This is a genomic window from Micromonospora eburnea (assembly GCF_900090225.1).
In the GTDB taxonomy this organism is placed as follows: domain Bacteria; phylum Actinomycetota; class Actinomycetes; order Mycobacteriales; family Micromonosporaceae; genus Micromonospora; species Micromonospora eburnea.
In genome coordinates, this window is sequence record NZ_FMHY01000002.1 from 3,103,319 (window position 1) to 3,119,624 (window position 16,306).

The 16,306-nt window shown below is 71.1% G+C and carries 16 protein-coding genes and 2 pseudogenes; 4 read left to right on the forward strand and 14 right to left on the reverse strand.

Annotated features, from left to right (window positions below; translation table 11 throughout):
• Positions 1-7 precede the first annotated feature (7 nt).
• Positions 8-1,150, forward strand: a complete 1,143-nt coding sequence (locus tag GA0070604_RS14215; protein ID WP_091118387.1) for an alanine racemase — start codon at positions 8-10, stop codon at positions 1,148-1,150.
• A gap of 187 nt (positions 1,151-1,337) precedes the next feature.
• On the opposite strand, the gene GA0070604_RS14220 is transcribed toward GA0070604_RS14215, so the two are convergent.
• The 8 genes from GA0070604_RS14220 to GA0070604_RS14255 form a co-directional block, all read right to left on the reverse strand.
• Complete coding sequence (locus tag GA0070604_RS14220) at positions 1,338-1,952, reverse strand: LutC/YkgG family protein (protein WP_091118388.1); 615 nt, start codon at positions 1,950-1,952, stop codon at positions 1,338-1,340.
• Positions 1,939-3,393, reverse strand: coding sequence for a LutB/LldF family L-lactate oxidation iron-sulfur protein (locus GA0070604_RS14225; RefSeq protein ID WP_091118389.1), 1,455 nt, complete (start codon positions 3,391-3,393; stop codon positions 1,939-1,941). The genes GA0070604_RS14220 and GA0070604_RS14225 overlap by 14 nt, the downstream gene beginning before the upstream one ends.
• Complete coding sequence (locus GA0070604_RS14230; protein ID WP_091118390.1) at positions 3,390-4,115, reverse strand: (Fe-S)-binding protein; 726 nt, start codon at positions 4,113-4,115, stop codon at positions 3,390-3,392. The genes GA0070604_RS14225 and GA0070604_RS14230 overlap by 4 nt, the downstream gene beginning before the upstream one ends.
• Before the next feature lie 40 nt (positions 4,116-4,155).
• Positions 4,156-4,560 (reverse strand): RidA family protein, encoded by a 405-nt coding sequence (locus tag GA0070604_RS14235; RefSeq protein WP_208602049.1) that lies wholly within the window; start codon positions 4,558-4,560, stop codon positions 4,156-4,158.
• Positions 4,557-5,810: a glycoside hydrolase family 18 protein gene (locus GA0070604_RS14240; RefSeq protein ID WP_091118391.1), complete on the reverse strand. Its 1,254-nt coding sequence runs from the start codon at positions 5,808-5,810 to the stop codon at positions 4,557-4,559. Before GA0070604_RS14240 ends, GA0070604_RS14235 begins: the two co-directional genes overlap by 4 nt.
• Positions 5,811-5,852: 42 nt before the next feature.
• On the reverse strand, positions 5,853-6,686 hold the full coding sequence (locus GA0070604_RS14245; protein WP_091118392.1) for an amidohydrolase family protein: 834 nt from the start codon (positions 6,684-6,686) through the stop codon (positions 5,853-5,855).
• Positions 6,687-6,754: 68 nt separating this feature from the next.
• Positions 6,755-7,561, reverse strand: coding sequence for an IclR family transcriptional regulator (locus tag GA0070604_RS14250; protein WP_091118393.1), 807 nt, complete (start codon positions 7,559-7,561; stop codon positions 6,755-6,757).
• 19 nt (positions 7,562-7,580) lie between these two features.
• Entirely contained in the window at positions 7,581-8,054 is a 474-nt protein-coding gene (locus GA0070604_RS14255; RefSeq protein WP_167363464.1) for a RidA family protein, read from the reverse strand.
• 181 nt (positions 8,055-8,235) lie between these two features.
• Between GA0070604_RS14255 and GA0070604_RS14260 the strand changes: the two genes are divergently transcribed.
• Positions 8,236-9,564: an aspartate aminotransferase family protein gene (locus GA0070604_RS14260; protein ID WP_091118395.1), complete on the forward strand. Its 1,329-nt coding sequence runs from the start codon at positions 8,236-8,238 to the stop codon at positions 9,562-9,564.
• A gap of 78 nt (positions 9,565-9,642) precedes the next feature.
• Positions 9,643-10,476 (forward strand): fumarylacetoacetate hydrolase family protein, encoded by an 834-nt coding sequence (locus GA0070604_RS14265; protein ID WP_341845340.1) that lies wholly within the window; start codon positions 9,643-9,645, stop codon positions 10,474-10,476.
• 177 nt (positions 10,477-10,653) lie between these two features.
• Here GA0070604_RS14265 and GA0070604_RS14270 read toward each other — a convergent pair whose 3' ends face one another.
• From GA0070604_RS14270 to GA0070604_RS32375, 5 genes and pseudogenes are all read right to left on the reverse strand, one after another.
• Positions 10,654-11,877 (reverse strand): MFS transporter, encoded by a 1,224-nt coding sequence (locus GA0070604_RS14270; RefSeq protein ID WP_091118397.1) that lies wholly within the window; start codon positions 11,875-11,877, stop codon positions 10,654-10,656.
• 331 nt (positions 11,878-12,208) lie between these two features.
• Positions 12,209-12,880, reverse strand: a complete 672-nt coding sequence (locus tag GA0070604_RS14275) for a type 1 glutamine amidotransferase domain-containing protein (RefSeq protein WP_091118398.1) — start codon at positions 12,878-12,880, stop codon at positions 12,209-12,211.
• 122 nt (positions 12,881-13,002) lie between these two features.
• A complete protein-coding gene (locus tag GA0070604_RS14280) occupies positions 13,003-13,551 on the reverse strand; it encodes a substrate-binding domain-containing protein (protein WP_091118399.1) in 549 nt (182 codons plus the stop codon).
• A gap of 211 nt (positions 13,552-13,762) precedes the next feature.
• A pseudogene (locus GA0070604_RS14285) lies at positions 13,763-13,897 on the reverse strand (LysR family transcriptional regulator); the annotation flags it as partial.
• A gap of 27 nt (positions 13,898-13,924) precedes the next feature.
• Positions 13,925-14,065 (reverse strand): hypothetical protein, encoded by a 141-nt coding sequence (locus GA0070604_RS32375; protein ID WP_167363465.1) that lies wholly within the window; start codon positions 14,063-14,065, stop codon positions 13,925-13,927.
• A gap of 574 nt (positions 14,066-14,639) precedes the next feature.
• Between GA0070604_RS32375 and GA0070604_RS14290 the strand changes: the two are divergent.
• A pseudogene (locus GA0070604_RS14290) lies at positions 14,640-15,125 on the forward strand (O-methyltransferase); the annotation flags it as partial.
• Here GA0070604_RS14290 and GA0070604_RS14295 read toward each other — a convergent pair.
• Positions 15,066-16,289, reverse strand: a complete 1,224-nt coding sequence (locus tag GA0070604_RS14295) for an HAD-IIIC family phosphatase (RefSeq protein WP_244161894.1) — start codon at positions 16,287-16,289, stop codon at positions 15,066-15,068. The pseudogene GA0070604_RS14290 and the gene GA0070604_RS14295 sit on opposite strands and share 60 nt — an antisense overlap.
• Positions 16,290-16,306 lie beyond the last annotated feature (17 nt).

Here is a 16,306-nt window from a genome sequence, read left to right on the forward strand (position 1 = left end):
AGCACCAGTGACCGCCACGCACCCCGATGCCCTCGCCGTACCCGCTGACCTGGAGACCCCGAGCCTGGTCGTCGACCTCGACGTGCTGGAGCGCAACCTCGACGAGATGGCAAACCTGTGCCGCGGGCACGGCGTGGAGCTTCTGCCGCACGCCAAGACACACCGAGTGCCGCAGATCGGGCTGCTGCAGATCGCGCGTGGCGCGGACGGGCTGTGCGTCGCGAAGCTGGGCGAGGCGGAGGCCTTCGCCGACGCCGGCGTCTCCCGGATGACCGTCGGCTATCCGGTGGTGGGGCGGGACAAGGCGCTGCGGGCCCGCCGGCTCGCGGAGCGGGTCGACCTCACCCTCGGAGTGGACAGCGTCGACGGCGCGCGCTCCATCGGCGAGGTCTTCGCCCAGGACGGTCGCGAGATCAAACTGATCCTCATCGTCGACAGTGGCCTGGGCCGGGTTGGCGTCCAGCCGGGCGAGGCGGCGATGGCCACCCGGCTCATCAACGAGGTCCCCGGGGTGCGGGTCACCGGGGTGATGACCCACGAGGGCTGGGTGTACGCCGCACCCGACCGGGCGGACCTGCACGCCCGCTCCCAGGCGGCGGCGGCGCTGATGGTCGGCGCCGCCGAGTCGATCCGGGCCGACGGCACGCCGCTGCCGACCGTCTCCCTCGGTGCGTCGGCCTCGGCCCGCCTCGCCGCCGGGATGCCCGGGGTCACCCAGATCCGCCCCGGCATCTACGCCTTCAACGATCTGGGGCAGATCGCGCTCGGCAACGCCACCACCCAGACCTGCGCCGTCCGGGTGCTGGCCACCGTGGTCAGCCACCCGGACCCGCGGCGGGCCTGCATCGACGCGGGTTCCAAGGCGTTGAGCCAGGACGGGCTGCCCGCCGCGGCGCACCTCGGGCGGTATCCCGGGCACGGGCTCCTGGTGGGGCTGCCCGGCTGGCGTATCGAGCGGCTCTCCGAGGAGCACGGCTGGCTGCGCTGGCACGGCCCGGGCGAGCCGACTCCGCTGCGGGTCGGCCAGCGGGTGCAGGTCGTACCCAATCACGTGTGCACCGTCTTCTCCAGCCTGAACGAGGCGACCGCCGTGCGCCAGGGCGAGGTCGAGGCGACCTGGACGACGATCGGTCCCGGCGCGTCCCGCTGACGAACCCAGTGGCCGGCGCGGGCAGGCCGATGGCAGGGTGGCGAGCCAGCTGGGTCGCGGGGTGTGGACGCCGCTCGTAGGCCGCGGGCGACCGCTGGCGGTGCGGCCGCCGACGGGTCGGGCGGGGACGGTGCGGACGGGCGACCGATTCGGCGAGGCCGAGCAGCAGCGGCTCGTGCTGCGTGTGTCAGTCGACGATGAGGACGTCGAGGCGCCGCGGACCGTGCACTCCCTCGACCCGGGACAGTTCGATGTCGCTGGTGGCCGACGGACCGGAGACGAGGGTGAGCGGGCGGGTCGGCTCGGCCAACCGGGCGAGCGCCTCCGGCACGCCGAAGACGATCTGGTCGGTGGCCACCACACAGAGGTGATGATCGGGGATCAGGCTGAGCAGCCGACGCCCCTGGCCGGTGCCGGCGTCGAGCATGATGGTGCCGGTCTGGGCGACCGCCACCGCGCAACCGGTGAGCACCGCCCGCCCCGGTGCGTCGAGGTCGGCCACGGCCAACGGCGGGTCACCGTCGCGCACCAGTTTTCCCCGGTACGCCGACAACCACGCGTCGGGAATGCCCGGCGGGACGATGGTGGCGGTGGCGTCGGCCAGCAGTTCGGCGACGGCCGAGGGCAGCTCGGGTGCGGCACAGCGGCGTACCGTGGCCCGGTAGTCGGCCAGTCGGTCGGCCAGCAGCGCGACCAGGTCCTCGTCGGCCGGTCCGGTCCGGCGGTAGTCACGCGGCACCGTCACCGGTGTGGTCGGGCGGGCGGCACGGAGCCGGGCCAGGATCTGTTCACGTGCGTTCATGCGTACGCCACCATTCCCGGAAAGTCTGCTTCGGCGGTAGGGGCAGGTCCCGGCTGGCCGTCCAGCCGGACAGCGGCCAGGGCAGGCGGCGCAACGCTCCCCGCCGGCCGGCCACGGCCCGCAGCGGGTAGGCACCCCGGCGGGCGGCGCGCAGCGCGGCGGCATAACGCTTGCGATCGCGCATCACCCACGCCATCGACCGGAATGCGGTGCGCTCGACCGACGGCCGGTCCCGGGTGGCGTCGACCCCCCGCTGCCGCAGGTGCACCAGCACCTCCGGAATGTTGATCCGCACCGGGCAGGCGTCGAAGCACGCGCCGCAGAGCGTCGAGGCGTACGGCAGGGTGCGGTTGGCTCCGCCGTGCGGGCCGGTCATCTGGGGCGAGAGGATCGCCCCGATCGGCCCGGGATAGACCGACCCGTACGCGTGACCGCCGACCCGCTCGTAGACCGGACACACGTTGAGGCACGCCGAGCAGCGGATGCACCGCAGCGCCTGACGCCCCGTCGGATCGGCGAGGGTGGCGGTACGGCCGTTGTCGACCAGCACGATGTGCACCGTCTGCGGTCCGTCGCCCGGCGTCACCCCGGTCCACATCGACGTGTACGGGTTCATCCGCTCCCCGGTGGACGAGCGGGGCAGCAGTTGGAGGAAGACCTCCAGGTCCGCGAAGCTGGGCAGGATCTTCTCGACGCCGACCACGGAGATCAGCGTCTCCGGCAGGGTGAGGCACATCCGGCCGTTGCCCTCGGACTCGACCACGACCAGGGTGCCGGACTCGGCGACGGCGAAGTTCGCGCCGGAGACGGCGACCCGGGCGGACAGGAACCTGGCCCGCAGGTGCCGGCGGGCCGCCTCGGCGAGCGCCGCCGGCTCGTCGGTCAACGCGGCGGCGTCGACCCCGGGCATCCGGCCGGCGAAGATGTCGCGGATCTGGCCCCGGTTGTAGTGGATCGCCGGCACCAGGATGTGCGAGGGGGTGTCCCCGGCGAGCTGGACGATCAGCTCGGCGAGGTCGGTTTCGATCGCCTCGACTCCGGCCGCCTCCAGGGCCTCGTTGAGCCCGATCTCCTGGGTCGCCATCGACTTGACCTTGACGACCTCGCTGGCGCCGGTCTCCCGTACCAGGCGGGTCACCAGGGCGTTGGCCTCGGCGGCGTCCCGGGCCCAGTGCACCGTCGCGCCGGCCTCGGTCGCCGCCTTCTCGAACTGCTCCAGCAACTCCGGCAACCGGTGCAGCACGTCGTCCTTGATCGCCGCGCCGGCCTGGCGCAGCTCCTCCCAGTCGGGCACCTCACCGACCACCTGCGACCGCTTGTCGCGGATCGTGTGGGTGGCCCGGCGCAGGTTGGCGCGCAACTGTGCGTCCCGCAACTCGGCTGCGGCGGCCACCGGGAACGGTTGACGCGCGGCGATGTTGCCCGAGCCGTACGCCGTCACGACAGGCCTCCCGCCAGGATCTCCGCGTAGTGGACCGCCCGGACCCGGGTGCCCCGCCGGGACAGCCCGCCGCCGATGTGCATGAGACAGGAGTTGTCCGCCGCCGTCACGTACTCGGCGCCGGTGTCGCAGACCGCCGCGCACTTGTCGGCGAGCATCGCCCCGGAGACCGCGGCGTTCTTCACCGCGAACGTTCCGCCGAAACCGCAGCACTCGTCGGCGCCGGGCAGCTCGACCAGGTCGATGTCACGTACCTGGCGCAGCAGGGTGAGCGGGCGGTCCCCGAGTCGCAGCATCCGCAGCCCGTGACAGGTCGGGTGGTAGGTCACCCGGTGCGGGAACCTCGCCCCGGTGTCGGTCACCCCGAGTACGTCGACCAGCAGCTCGGACAGCTCGTACGTCCTCGGGGCGACCTGGGCGACCGCTGCGGACAGCCCCGGATCGTCCTCGGCCAGCCGCGGGTACGCGTCGCGGACCATCGCCGCGCAGGAACCGGACGGGGCGACGACCGCCTCGTAGCCGCCGAAGGTGTCGACGTAGTTGCGTACCAGGGGCACCGCCTCGGCCCGGTACCCGCTGTTCGCGTGCATCTGGCCGCAGCAGGTCTGGGCCATCGGGAACTCCACGGTGTGGCCGAGGCGCTCCAGGATCCGGACCACGGCCTGTCCGGTGCGGGCGAACATCAGGTCGTTGACGCAGGTGATGAAGAGTGCGATGCGCATCTGGTCTCGTCTTCGGGAAAGGGGGTCGGGGCTCGGCGGATCAGCCGGCTTCCGGCAACACCGCGAGCGCGTCCACCTCGATCAGCATCGACTCCTGTGGGAGCGTGACGAAGACCGTGGTCCGGGCCGGGAACGGCTCGGTGAAGAACTCGCGGTACACCTCGTTCATCGGCTCGAAGTGCGCCCGGTCGGTCAGGAACACCCGGACCTGGAGCACGTCACCGGCGGTGGCGCCGGAGGCGGCGAGGGCCGCCAGCACGTTGGCCATCGTCTGCCGGGTCTGCTCGGTGATGTCCGGCGAGAGGTTGCCGTCGGCGTCGAAGCCCCCCTGTCCGGCCACGGCCACCATGGTGCCGATCCGTACGCTCGGCGCATACGGGCCGCCCGGCGGGGGAGTGTTTGGCGACTCGGCAGCGATGCGGCGGTTGGCGGGTCGTGCGGTCACGGTTGTCTCCTGTCGGTGTCCGGTCGGTCCGCGAGTCGTCCCGGGTCGGAATGGTTCGCGAGTCGGGCCGCGACCTCCGGCACCCAGCCGAGCACCGCGGCCGGCGCCATGGCGAGGTTGTAGAGCGCGAAGCGCGCGATGCCGACCGCGAGGCCCTGCTCGATCTTGGCCCACAGGGTGTCCACGTCCCGGTGGTGGCTGTTCCAGATGGTTTGTAGCATCTGCAACCGGCCCGGCGGCATGAGCGCGGTGGCGATGTCGAGGTCGCGGGCCACGTCGGCCGGATCGGGGTGGTACGGCATCAGGGCGACACCGTCGGCGATCGCCGCGATCGAACCGAGGTCCAGGCCCTCCATCCAGTTGTGCGCCGCGGGCCGTGCCCACACCGCCGAGCCGGAGACCACCCGTACGCCGTGCCGGTGCCCGCGCTCGACCACCCGATGGAGCAGGTCGTTCACCACCTCGCAGCGCATCCGCAGGTAGGCGGCCAGATCTGGCCGGCTGACCAGCAGGGTGGCGAGTTCGGAGCCGTCGTCAGGGGTACGGACCCCGGCCAGGGGAGCGTTCCAGTCCCGACCGAGCCGGTCGGCGACCCAGCTCCGCAGCGCGGTGGCGTCGATGCCGCGCTCCTGCCCCGCCGCCAGGCAGGACGGGCAGAAGCAGAGCGAGAGCAACAACCGGCGGGCCGGGTCCAGTCGTACCGCCCACAGCTCGTGCGGGTGGCCGTGTCCGGCCAGGGTGTAGGAGAGGCTCTCGATCATGAGCTCGTCGAAGTGGCCGGTGGCCGCCACGGCGGTGGCGAGTTCGACCACGTACTGCGCCACCTCGGGATTCGCCGGGCACAGCCCATGTCCGGATCGGTCACCGAAGCAGTTCTCCAGGGCCTGTTCCGGGTACTCCTCGGCCAGCTTGGACTGGTGCAGGGCGATGGTCCAGCCGGTGAGCGCCATCCCGTGTTGCCGGGCGGCGGCCGCCAACCGGGGGTAGAGGTCGGGCTGTCGGCGGGCCAGTTGGCCCGGGCTCGGGGCGAGCATGCCGAAGGCCGAGGTGTCCAACGGCAGGTGGGCGACGTTCGGCTCGATGACCACGTGCACCCCGGCCGTCCGGCGGGGGCGGATGGTCTCGGCGGAGTGGTAGGCGGTGGCCACCTCGATTCGGCGCACCCCGAGGGCGGCGAGTTCGGCGACGGCTGCCTCGGGACTGGGGTCGGTGAGGTCCCACGGATAGGCGAACATGCCCAGCTCGGTCACGGACGCTCTTCCCTCCTCGGTTCGTGGTTCGGGCTGCTGGCCTCAGACGGAGAGGCCCAGCAGGGCGAGGGTGTCCTGTTCGAGGATCTGTTCGACGGTCTCGGTACGCACGTGCGGCAGCGTGCCGGCGCGGATACGGGACAGCTCGAACAGTCCCCGGATCGCGTCGTCGGGCCGCCACAACGGGAAGTCGGAACCGAAGAGCAACTTGTCGACCACGCCCCACTCCTGGGCCCGGACCAGCGCGTGGTACCCGTCGAACGGCCGGGACCAGCTCGCCGACACATCGGCGAAGACCTTCCGGTTCTTCCGCAGCACGGCCAGCGTCTCGCGCTGCCAGGGGTGCCCGATGTGGGCCATGATCTGCACCAGGTCCGGGTGCCGGCGGGCCACCTCGTCGATCACCAGCGGCAGGCTGAGCCGCAGGTCACCGACGGGGCTCGGGGTGGTGCCCACGTGCCACAGCAGCGGCAGCCGGTGCGCGGTGGCCGCGGCGAAGAAGGGGTCGTGGCGCGGGTCGGCGGCGTCGAAGAGCGCCAGCACCGGATAGAGCTTGATGCCGGCCAGCCCGAGCCGGACCCCCTCGGCCATCTGGTCGAGGACATCCGGGTCGGTCGGGTCGAGCGCCATGAAACCCACGGTGCGGGTACGGGTGGCCGCGCAGAACCGGGCGACCTCCTCGTGCGGGGTGGCCACGCCGGCCGCGGTCGCCCGGATACCGAAGACCACGGCCACATCCACGCCACGCATCGCGTCGTCGTAGTCCTCGGGGGTGATCCGTGGCCACGGCCCGCCGTAGACCGGCTGCCAGTGGTCGTGCCACTCACAGCCCCAGTGCTCACCGCGCATGAAGTGGGTGTGAACGTCGATCAGCACAGGTGGCCTCCGGTGGTCGGGCAGTACGGGGGGTCAGGATGGGCCGGGTGTCGCCGGAGCGGGCGTGGTCAGGACAGGGCGCGCCGGGCGAAGCTGAGCGCGTACTTGAGCTGCGGTTCCTGGGCCAGCGCTCGTGCGGTCTCGGTCAGGACGTCGACGATGGAACGCTGCGCGGGCCCGGTGAGTTCGGCCAGCGGGCCGGTCACGCTCACCGCCGCCATCACCTCACCGCCGATGGCCAACGGTACGGCGAGACAGCCCACCCCGAGGTCGCCCTCACCGTCGTCGACGGCGTAGCCGCGACGACGGATCGTGGCCAGCTGCCGCTCCAGTTCCGTACGTCGGGTGACGGTGCGGTCGGTGCGCGCCGGATACGGCTCGGGCGGTAGGTGCGCGTCAAGCGCGTCGGCGCCGAGGTGGGCGAGGAGGACCTTGCCCAGGCCGGTGTGGAACGCCCCGTCCCGGCTGCCGGTGGTGGCGCGGAACCGCAGCGCGCGTTCCGGCTCCACCACCGTCAGGTGTACGACGTCGGTGCCTTCCAGCACGCCGAGGTTGGCTGTTTGGCCGGTCCGTTCCGCCAGCGCGGTCAAGGCCGTGGTGGCGTACGCGGACAGGTCGAGCGCCTCGGCGTACGCGTCGGCCAGGGGCATGACCGCCTGCCCCAGCCAGTAGGTCGGCCGATCGTCGACGCGGATGACGTATCCGAGGTCCTGGAGCACGGAGAGCAGCCGGACCAGGGTGCTCTTGGGCAGTTCGGTTCCGGTGTGCAGCTCGGACAGCCCCAGGGGGCGCCCAGCCCGGGCGAACTCCTCAAGAATGGTGAGTCCACGCGCCAGTGCCGCTGCGTGGTAGCCACGCTCCTCGTTCGAGGTCATCGCCCGGACCGCCGCGCCGCTATCGGCTGACCGAGTCGCGCAGCACCAGCACCGCGTCCGCCTCGACCGGGCTGCCCAGCGGTAGCGCCGCCACGCCGAGCGCGGTACGCACGTGGGCGGAACCGCCGAGCACCTCGGTGAACACGTCGGTGGCGGCGTGGGCGACCAGGTGCTGGGCGTGGAAGTCCGGCGTTGAGGCGACGTAGACGGTGATGCGGAGCACCGATTCCACCGTGTCGAGTCCGACGGCCTGCTCGGCCTGGGCGAGGAGGTTCAACGCGCACTGCCGGGCGCACCGACGGGCGGTTTCCAGATCGACGTCGGCGCCAACGGTGCCGGTGGCCACCAGCCCGTTCTCCGCCGCCGCGACCTGACCGGAGAGCCACAGGAGGTTGCCCTCCTGGCGGAAAGTCGCGATCGTCGCCGGCACGTCCACCGGGCGGGGTTCGGCCGCCCGCGCCTGCTCCAACCGGGCGATACGACTCTGGGACACGGGAACCTCCGGGTATGTGTGCGCGGCGTGTTCCCTCCCGCTCGCGTCCTGATGGCAAGAGATGGAACAGGGTTTTGCGCTGGTGGTCCACACTATCGTGACCAGAAAGCTGCCTTGTCAAGGCCCTTCATGTTCCTGCTACGGTCAGACGTGGAACAGGATTTCATGTTAGGAGCAGGGCATGAGCACCAGTACCGATGACGGACATCCGCGCGGTCGTGCGCTGTGGGAGCGCGCGCGACAGGTGATTCCGGGCGGGGTCAACTCCGCGACCCGTCTGATCGGCCGGCCGTACGCCTTCACCCGCGCCGAGGGCGCCTACCTCTGGGACGCCGACGGCAACCGCTACGTCGACTACCACGCCGCCTTCGGCGCAATCCTGCTCGGACACCGCGATCCCGCGGTGGACGCCGCGGCGGCCGCTGCCACCGCGCAGATCGACCTGGTGGGCCTGGGGGTCACCGAACACGAGGTCCGGATGGCGGAGACGCTGCGAGAGGTGCTGCCCTCGGCCGAGATGACGATCAGTTGCATGAGCGGCAGCGAGGCGACCGCCCAGGCCGCCCGGCTGGCCCGGGGCGTCACCGGCCGGCGCTACCTGGTCAAGGTCCAGGGCGGCTTCCACGGCTGGCACGACCCGTTCGCGCGTAACGTCATCTCACCGCCGGAGCGTGCCTACCGGCTCGACCCGCTCTCCTCCGGCATCCTGCCCGACTCACTGTCCGGCACCCTGATCGCCGAGTACAACGATCTCGAATCGGTCGAGACCTTCTTCCACGCGTTCCCGGAGCAGATCGCCGCGATCATCGTCGAACCCATTCCGCACAACGTCGGGGCGTTGCTGCCCGAGCCGGGCTACCTGGAGGGGCTGCGCGCCATCACCGAACGGGAGGGCGCGGTCCTGATCTTCGATGAGGTGATCACCGGCTTCCGGCACGCCCTCGGGGGCTACCAGCAGATCGCCGGGGTCACCCCGGACCTGACCACCTTCGGCAAGGCCATGGCCAACGGGTATCCGGTCGCGGGCCTCGGTGGCTCCCGCGCGTTGATGGAGAACTTCAGCTCCGCCGGAGGCTCGGTGCTGTTGGCCGGAACGTACAACGGCCACCCGGTCGGCGCCGCAGCCGCGCTGGCCACGATCGACCGGCTCCGTGACACCGACCACTACCCCCGGGTACGGCGCCTCGGTGACCTCATGCGGGCCGGACTGGCCGAGGTGATCAGCGAACTCGGGATCCCCGCCCAGGTCGTCGGGGAGGGCTCGGTGTTCGTGGTGTACTTTGTGCCCGAACCGGTGCGCGGCTACCGCGACCTGCTCGGCAACGACGACGACGCGTACCGGGAGTTCCACCGCCGGATGACCGACAGCGGATTCCTCATGCTGCCGATGTCGCTCAAGCGCAACCACATCTCCGGTGCGCACACCGAGGACGACGTGACTCGCACCATCGATGCGGCCCGCACCGTCCTGACCGACATGTGCGCCGACGGCTTCTTCAGTGGACGGTGAGCCGAACCACCGGCCATCCCACTGTCATCACCCCCGAGAGAGAAAGCGAACGAAATGAGATTTCTGCGCGTAGGCCCCGTGGGCGGTGAGCGGCCCGTCCTGCTCACCGACGACGACACCCACTTCGACCTGCGGCCACTGACCGACGACATCGACGGTGGCTTCCTCGCTGCCGACGGAGTTCAGCGGACCCGACGGGCGCTGGACGCCGGTGAACTGCCCGCCACCTCGATCAGCGGAGAGCGGATCGGTGCACCCCTGGCCAACCCGGGCGCGGTGCTCTGCATCGGAATGAACTATGCCGAGCACGCCGCCGAGTCGGGCGCCGAACCTCCGGAACACCCGGTGCTGTTCTTCAAGACCCCCAACACGGTGGTCGGTCCGAACGACGACGTACTGCTGCCGCCCGGTGCCGAGAAGGTCGACTGGGAGGTCGAACTCGCGGTGGTCATCGGCCGGCGCGCCCGCTACCTGGACAGCCCGGCGGACGCGCCCGGGGTGATCGCCGGCTACGCCCTCGCCAACGACGTGAGCGAACGCGCGTACCAGCTCGACGTCTCCGGCGGCCAGTGGTCGAAGGGCAAGTGCGCCGAGACCTTCAATCCTCTCGGGCCGTGGCTGGCCACCGCCGACCACGTCGGTGATCCGCAGGCGTTGCGTATGCGTAGCTGGGTCAATGACGAGCCCCGGCAGGATTCGTCCAGCAAGGACATGATCTTCGGGGTGTACGAACTCGTCTGGTCGTTGAGCCAGTACATGGTTCTCGAACCCGGTTACGTGATCAACACCGGCACTCCGCAGGGTGTGGCCCTGTCCGGTCGGTTCCCCTACCTCGACGAGGGGGACACGATCCGGATGGAGATCGACCGGCTCGGCAGCATGACCCAGCGGGTACGCCGCGCCACCCGCTGACCGGGTTCCACGCCGATGGTGTCGCCCTTGCCGCCGGCCGGGTCTGGGGCCGATTGCGGCGCCTGTTACGGATGCTGCCGCGGGCGACCGGCGGTCAGGTCGGGTTTCCACGCGACCTGACCGCCGCCCCGACCCGGGGTCCAACCCATCCGTCGCTCCGGCAACGCGAGAGCACCCTCATGCCGGCGTGCGTTGACCGGGCGTCGCCGGTTCCCCTTCCTCGGCGGTGCCGGCCCGGTCCCGCCGGTCGTGCGCCGAGACACCCCACAGCACCACCGCCCCGAGCAGGGCGGCGACGGGCGCGATGGCCAGCCCGTACCGCAGGCCGGTCGACACCAGTGGGCCGGCGAGCGCCGAGCCGGCGGCGCTGCCGATCACGAACGCGGTGGCTACCCACGCGAACGACTCGGCCACCGTCCCCGGCTCGGCCAGCCGCTCGGCGGTGAGGAAGATGGCGGTCAGCGTCGGCGGCAGTGCCAACCCGCTGACCACCAGCAGGCCGGCCATCGGCACCGGACCCGGGGCGAGCAGCAACGGAAGGTATCCGGCAGCCAGACCGGCGGCCAGCAGCGGCAGCCGGCCCGGTCCGCCCGGCCGAGCCCGGGTGTAGAGCAACCCGCCGGCCAGCGCGCCGGCCGCCTGCGCCGCGAGCAGCCAACCGCTCAGTCGCCGGTCGCCGACCGCCTCCGCGTACCCGGTCACCGCCACCGCGATGCTGCCGACCGCCGCACCGATACCGACCACCCCGGCCACCATGACCGCGAACCGGGGTACGCGCAGCGGCCCCGCCCAGTGCCGTACCGCCGGAACCCCGCGCCACGCCCGGGCGGCCGGCGCCATCGCGTACGCCGCGGTGCCGACGAGTTGTGCCACCGCGGCGGCGACCAGCCCGGCGGCCGGCCCGCCCAGGGCGACCGCGCCCAGGGTGACCAGCGGGCCCACCACGAAGATCACCTCCTGGACCGCGATGTCGAGCGTGTACGCCGTCGGCACGGCGGTCGCCGGAAGCAGACTGGGCCAGAGGGTCCGCAGGCAGGCCTCCAACGGTGGCGTACCGAGCCCGGCCACCGCCGAGCCGATCACCGCACCCGTCAGGTGGCCGCCGGTCAGCGCCACCACGCTGAACCCGAGGCCGGAGAGGACCGCCGACCCCCACAGCACCGGCGGCTGCCGCCACCGGTCCACCGCCCGGGCCAGCAGAGGCGTGCCCACCGCCATGCCCGCCGTGTAGGCGGCGACCAGCAGACCGGCGGTGGCCAGACTCAGCGACTGCCGGGCGAACAACAACAGGGCCAGCGGTCCGCTGGCGGTGGGCAGCCGGCCGACCTGGCTGCTGACGAGGACCCGTAGGACCTGGGGTGCGCGCAGCACCACCCGGATTCCGGAACTGTCGACGGACATGAGGCATCGCTCCCGGTGCACGCTTCGGGGTTGGGGAAGAAGGGCGTTCGGATCCGGGAGCGGATCAGGGAGCGAAGTCGGCCCGCTCGTGGTCGTTGCCGTACAGCGGCAGGGCGGGCGTGATCCACTGCGCGTACGCCGCCGCGACGGCCTCCACCGGAATCACCTGCCGACGGTACCCCATCTGCCGGGGCGATGCGGTGCCCGTCGCGGTGGACTCAATGCGGTGTCCGTCGCGGGCACGATCGCGAGCGGGTGTCCGGCCTCCACCCATCTGCCTGTCCGCCCGCCGGCCGGGCACGCGCGGCAGAGCAGGTCTTCATCGAGACAGTCACCGGGCGCTCAGCGCAGCCCGAGCGACGCCAGCGGCCGACTGCGGGTTCTGACCGGTGACGAGCCGCCCATCGCTCACCACGTGCTCGGTGAAGTCCGGGCCGGAGACATGGTTCGCGCCCTTGGCGGCGAGCGCGTCGGCGAGCAGGAACGGCACGATGTCGGTGAGCCCGACCGCGGCTTCCTCGCTGTTGGTGAAGCTCGCCACCCGCTTGCCGGCGACCAACGGTTCACCGCCGGTGAGGGTGAGGTTCACCAGCGCGGCCGGGCCGTGGCAGACCGCGGCGATCACGCCGCCGGCCTCGTAGACGGCGCGACCGACCCGCTCGACGTCCGGCGAGGTCGGGAAGTCCCACATGGTGCCGTGGCCGCCGACGAAGAACACGATGTCGTAGTCGGACGGATCGACATCGGCAAGGCTCGGCGTGTCCGCGAGTTGGGCGGCGATGTGCGGGTCGGCCAGGAACTCTCGCTGCGTGGGGTCGTCCTCGTCGCGGCCGTCCTCGGGAGGCGTGCCGCCGGCGATCGAGGCGATGTCCACCACGTATCCGGCGTCGGTGAAGACCTTCCACGGGTCGGCGGCCTCGCCGACGTAGTAGCCCGTCCTGCGGACCCCTCCGAGGTCGTCGTGACTGGTGAGGACGAGCAGAGCACGGGAGGTGTCGGTCATGGGAACGCCTTCTCTCGGGAACGTATGTCGGCCCCTCCGGGCGTGTTCCAGGCTAGAAAGCAGCACCCTCACGGGCGTAACCGAAAGACCGATACCGGGTATCGGCAACTCGGCAACCCGGGTCAGCTCGCGGCGTCGCGAGCGATCGCCGTGATCGCCTCCCGCACCGTCGCGATCACCGGGTCCGGCAAGCCGCGGGGCCGGCGGGTGGCGATGAACAGCGTGTTCAGCGGGGCCACCTCCGGTGCGTGCAGCAGCGTGAGGGACGCTGCTCTCAGGTGGTCATTGACCAGATAGTCCGGAAGCACCGTCATGCCTGCGCCATCGAGCGCGAGCCGTAGCAGTGTGCGCAGGTCGGGGGCGATCAGGCGGACCGAGAGCCCGGAGGGACGGCGGCCGAAGACGCTTCGCCAGTATCGGCGGATGATCGGCAGCTCCGGCCCGTAGGACAGCAGCGGGACCGAGTCCACTCCCTCCTCGGCCGCCTGCTCCTGCCAGCGCGGATGGGCGACCAGCGCGAACTCCTCGTCGTAGATCGGCTCGACCGACAGACCCGGACCACGGGCCGGGAGCGCGCTGACCAGCACATCCGTCGCGCCCGCCCGGAGACCGTCGATCAGCTCGTCGGCCAGGCCGAACCGGGCTGCGATCCGGACCCCGGGACGGGACACGGGCCGGCAGCGCGGGCAGGATCACCTCGGACAAGAACTCTGCCGGGCCACCGACGAATACCGTGCGCCCGCCACCGTCGCCCTCGTCGGCGGCGCTGACCGATGCGGCCAACGCATCCACTGGCGCGGCGATCCGTGCCGCGAGTTCGATGCCGCGATCCGTGGCCCGCACGCCCGACGGGCTGCGATCCAGTAGGCGATACCCCAGGCTCCGCTCCAAACGGGCGATCTGCTCGGACACCGAGGACTGCGCGGTTCCCAACTCGCCGGCCGCGGCCGAGAACGAACCCGCACGGAACACCGCGATGAACACCTTGAGCGCATCCCAGGAGACGTTCCGCTCCATCAGCTCACCTTCCTCGCGCCTGAACCGTCATCCTGCCGCGCGGGCGGAGTACGTGAGCATGCCGAGGCCGCGTGGCCGGGGCGGGGCGCCGGCCAGTTCGTCGGCGCGGACGCCGCCGCCGTCGGTCGGAGTCTTCTGGCCCCAGGCCACGGCCAGGGCGTAGCCCATGTGCCGGCCCCGCAGCGACGCCGAGACCTGCTGTCCCTGCCGTAGCCTCGTCAGCGGTCACCCGCCGGGGGCCGGCGCATCGCCGAAATCCGCCGACTCATCAACACCCTCGTCCTCGCCACACCGCCAGCACCAACGCACACGCTGCGCTGGTCGATCTGGCCTGTACAGTGATCCGAACAACTTCGTACAGACAGACTTCTTTTGCTGCCTGTGTGGGCGTGACATGCTGATGGCGTATTCAAGGATCGCTTGTCGACCCTTTCCCGGCGGACGCCGCTCTACGGGTTGAGGGGTGGTTCTGGCGAATGTGATCTGGTGGATTGATGTTAACCGCGGCACACATCAGGTTCGGCTTCCTCGCGCCGCTGGAGGTCGCTCTCTCGCTTCCGCGCGTCGGGGCGTTCGATTCGTGTAGGACCCGTGCGCGGACAGCCCACCCACTGACGAGAAGGGTGTCAACGTGGCCGGTCAGACTGGATTCCCGCCCGAGTTGCTGGCGTACGTCCGTCAGGTGTCCCTGCGGGAGACCGACGTGCTGCGGGAGTTGCGTGCGGAGACCGAGGCATATCCCATGGGCGAGGCCATGCAGGTGATGGCGGAGGAAGGCCAGCTGCTGGCCCTGCTCGTCAGCTTGACCGGGGCGCGCTCGGTGTTGGAGATAGGTACGTTCACCGGCTACAGCACCTTGTGGATGGCCGGTGCGCTGCCCCCGGGCGGGCGCCTCGTCACGTGCGACATCACTGATCGATGGCCGGCAATCGGTAAGCCGTACTGGCAGCGAGCCGAAATGGCCGACCGCATCGACGTTCGAATTGGTGATGCGGGGGAGACGCTGGCCGAACTGTTGGCCACCATGGGTGGCGAGTCGTTCGACATGGTGTTCATCGACGCGGACAAGGCGAATTACCGGGCGTACTACGAGAGTTCGCTCGCGCTGGTGCGTGCAGGCGGGTTGATCGTGGTGGACAACACCGTTTTCTTCGGACGGGTTGTCGACTCAGACGCGCGGGACCCGGACACCGTGGCGGTGCGGGAATTCAACGCTTTCCTCCACGGCGACAGCCGGGTGGACATCGCGATGCTCAGCATGGCCGACGGCGTCACGTTGGTTCGCAAGAGGGCGTTCTGACCGCGGTGCCGGGGGCTGGACGACGTGGTCCGCCACGAGGTCGACGGCGTCGAGCCGCAGGGCCGCCGGTGCGGGGCGCCGAGCCGCGACCACGTGCAGGCGCTGGATCCCGTCAGTAGTGGGGCAACCGGCGAGGCATGCGCACGGGTCGTCGGTAAGGCCCGCGAACCGGTAGGTGACCTCCATCAGCCGGTTGCGGTCCGTCGGGCGGAAGTCGGCGACCAGGTGGGCGCCCGCCCGCGCGGCCTGGTCGATCACCCAGCCGAGGATCGCCGTGCCCGCACCGAAGGACACCACCCGGCACGACGTCGCCAGCAGCTTCAGGTGCCACCTGTCCGGCCGGACCTCCAGCATCACGACGCCGATCGCCCCGTGGGGGCCGAAACGGTCGGTGAGGGTCGCGACGAGCACCTCGTGGTCGGACGAGCCGATCAACTCGCGTAGCGCGGCCCTGGAGTAGTGCACGCCGGTCGCGTTCATCTGACTGGTGCGCAGGGTGAGCTCCTCGACACGGGCGAGTTCGGCCTCCTCGGCCCGCTGGATCGTCATCCTCAACTCGAGTGAGCGCAGAAACTCCTCACTCGTGCCTTGGAACGCGGACTGCGCGGTCTCCCGCTGGAGGCCGGCCTGGTACATGTGCCGCCTCCGCCGTGAGTCGACAGTGACCGTGCGGGGCGTGAACTCGGGGAGGTCCAGCAGGGCGACCGCCTGGTCCGATGAGTAGCACCGAACGTCCGGGAGATGGAAGGCGACCTCGGCACGCTCGGCGGGCTGGTCGTCGATGAACGCGATCGTGTTGTGCGCGAACCCCAGCCGGTCGGCGATTCTGCGGACGGCCTCGGACTTCGGCCCCCAGCCGATCTGCGGCAGGACAAGATAGTCGGCCATGCCGAGCTCGACGAGACGCGCGGTGGCCGGTTCCGGGTCGTTCTTGCTCGCCACCGACTGCAGGATGCCGCGTGCGTCGAGCTGGTCGACGACCGCGCGCACCTCGTCGGAGACCGGCGTGCTGTCCCCCTCGAGCAGGGTGCCCTGCCACAGGGTGTTGTCGAGATCCCAGACGAGGCATTTCACCAGCGTTGTGTCACTCACGAAGAACTCCCGATTCG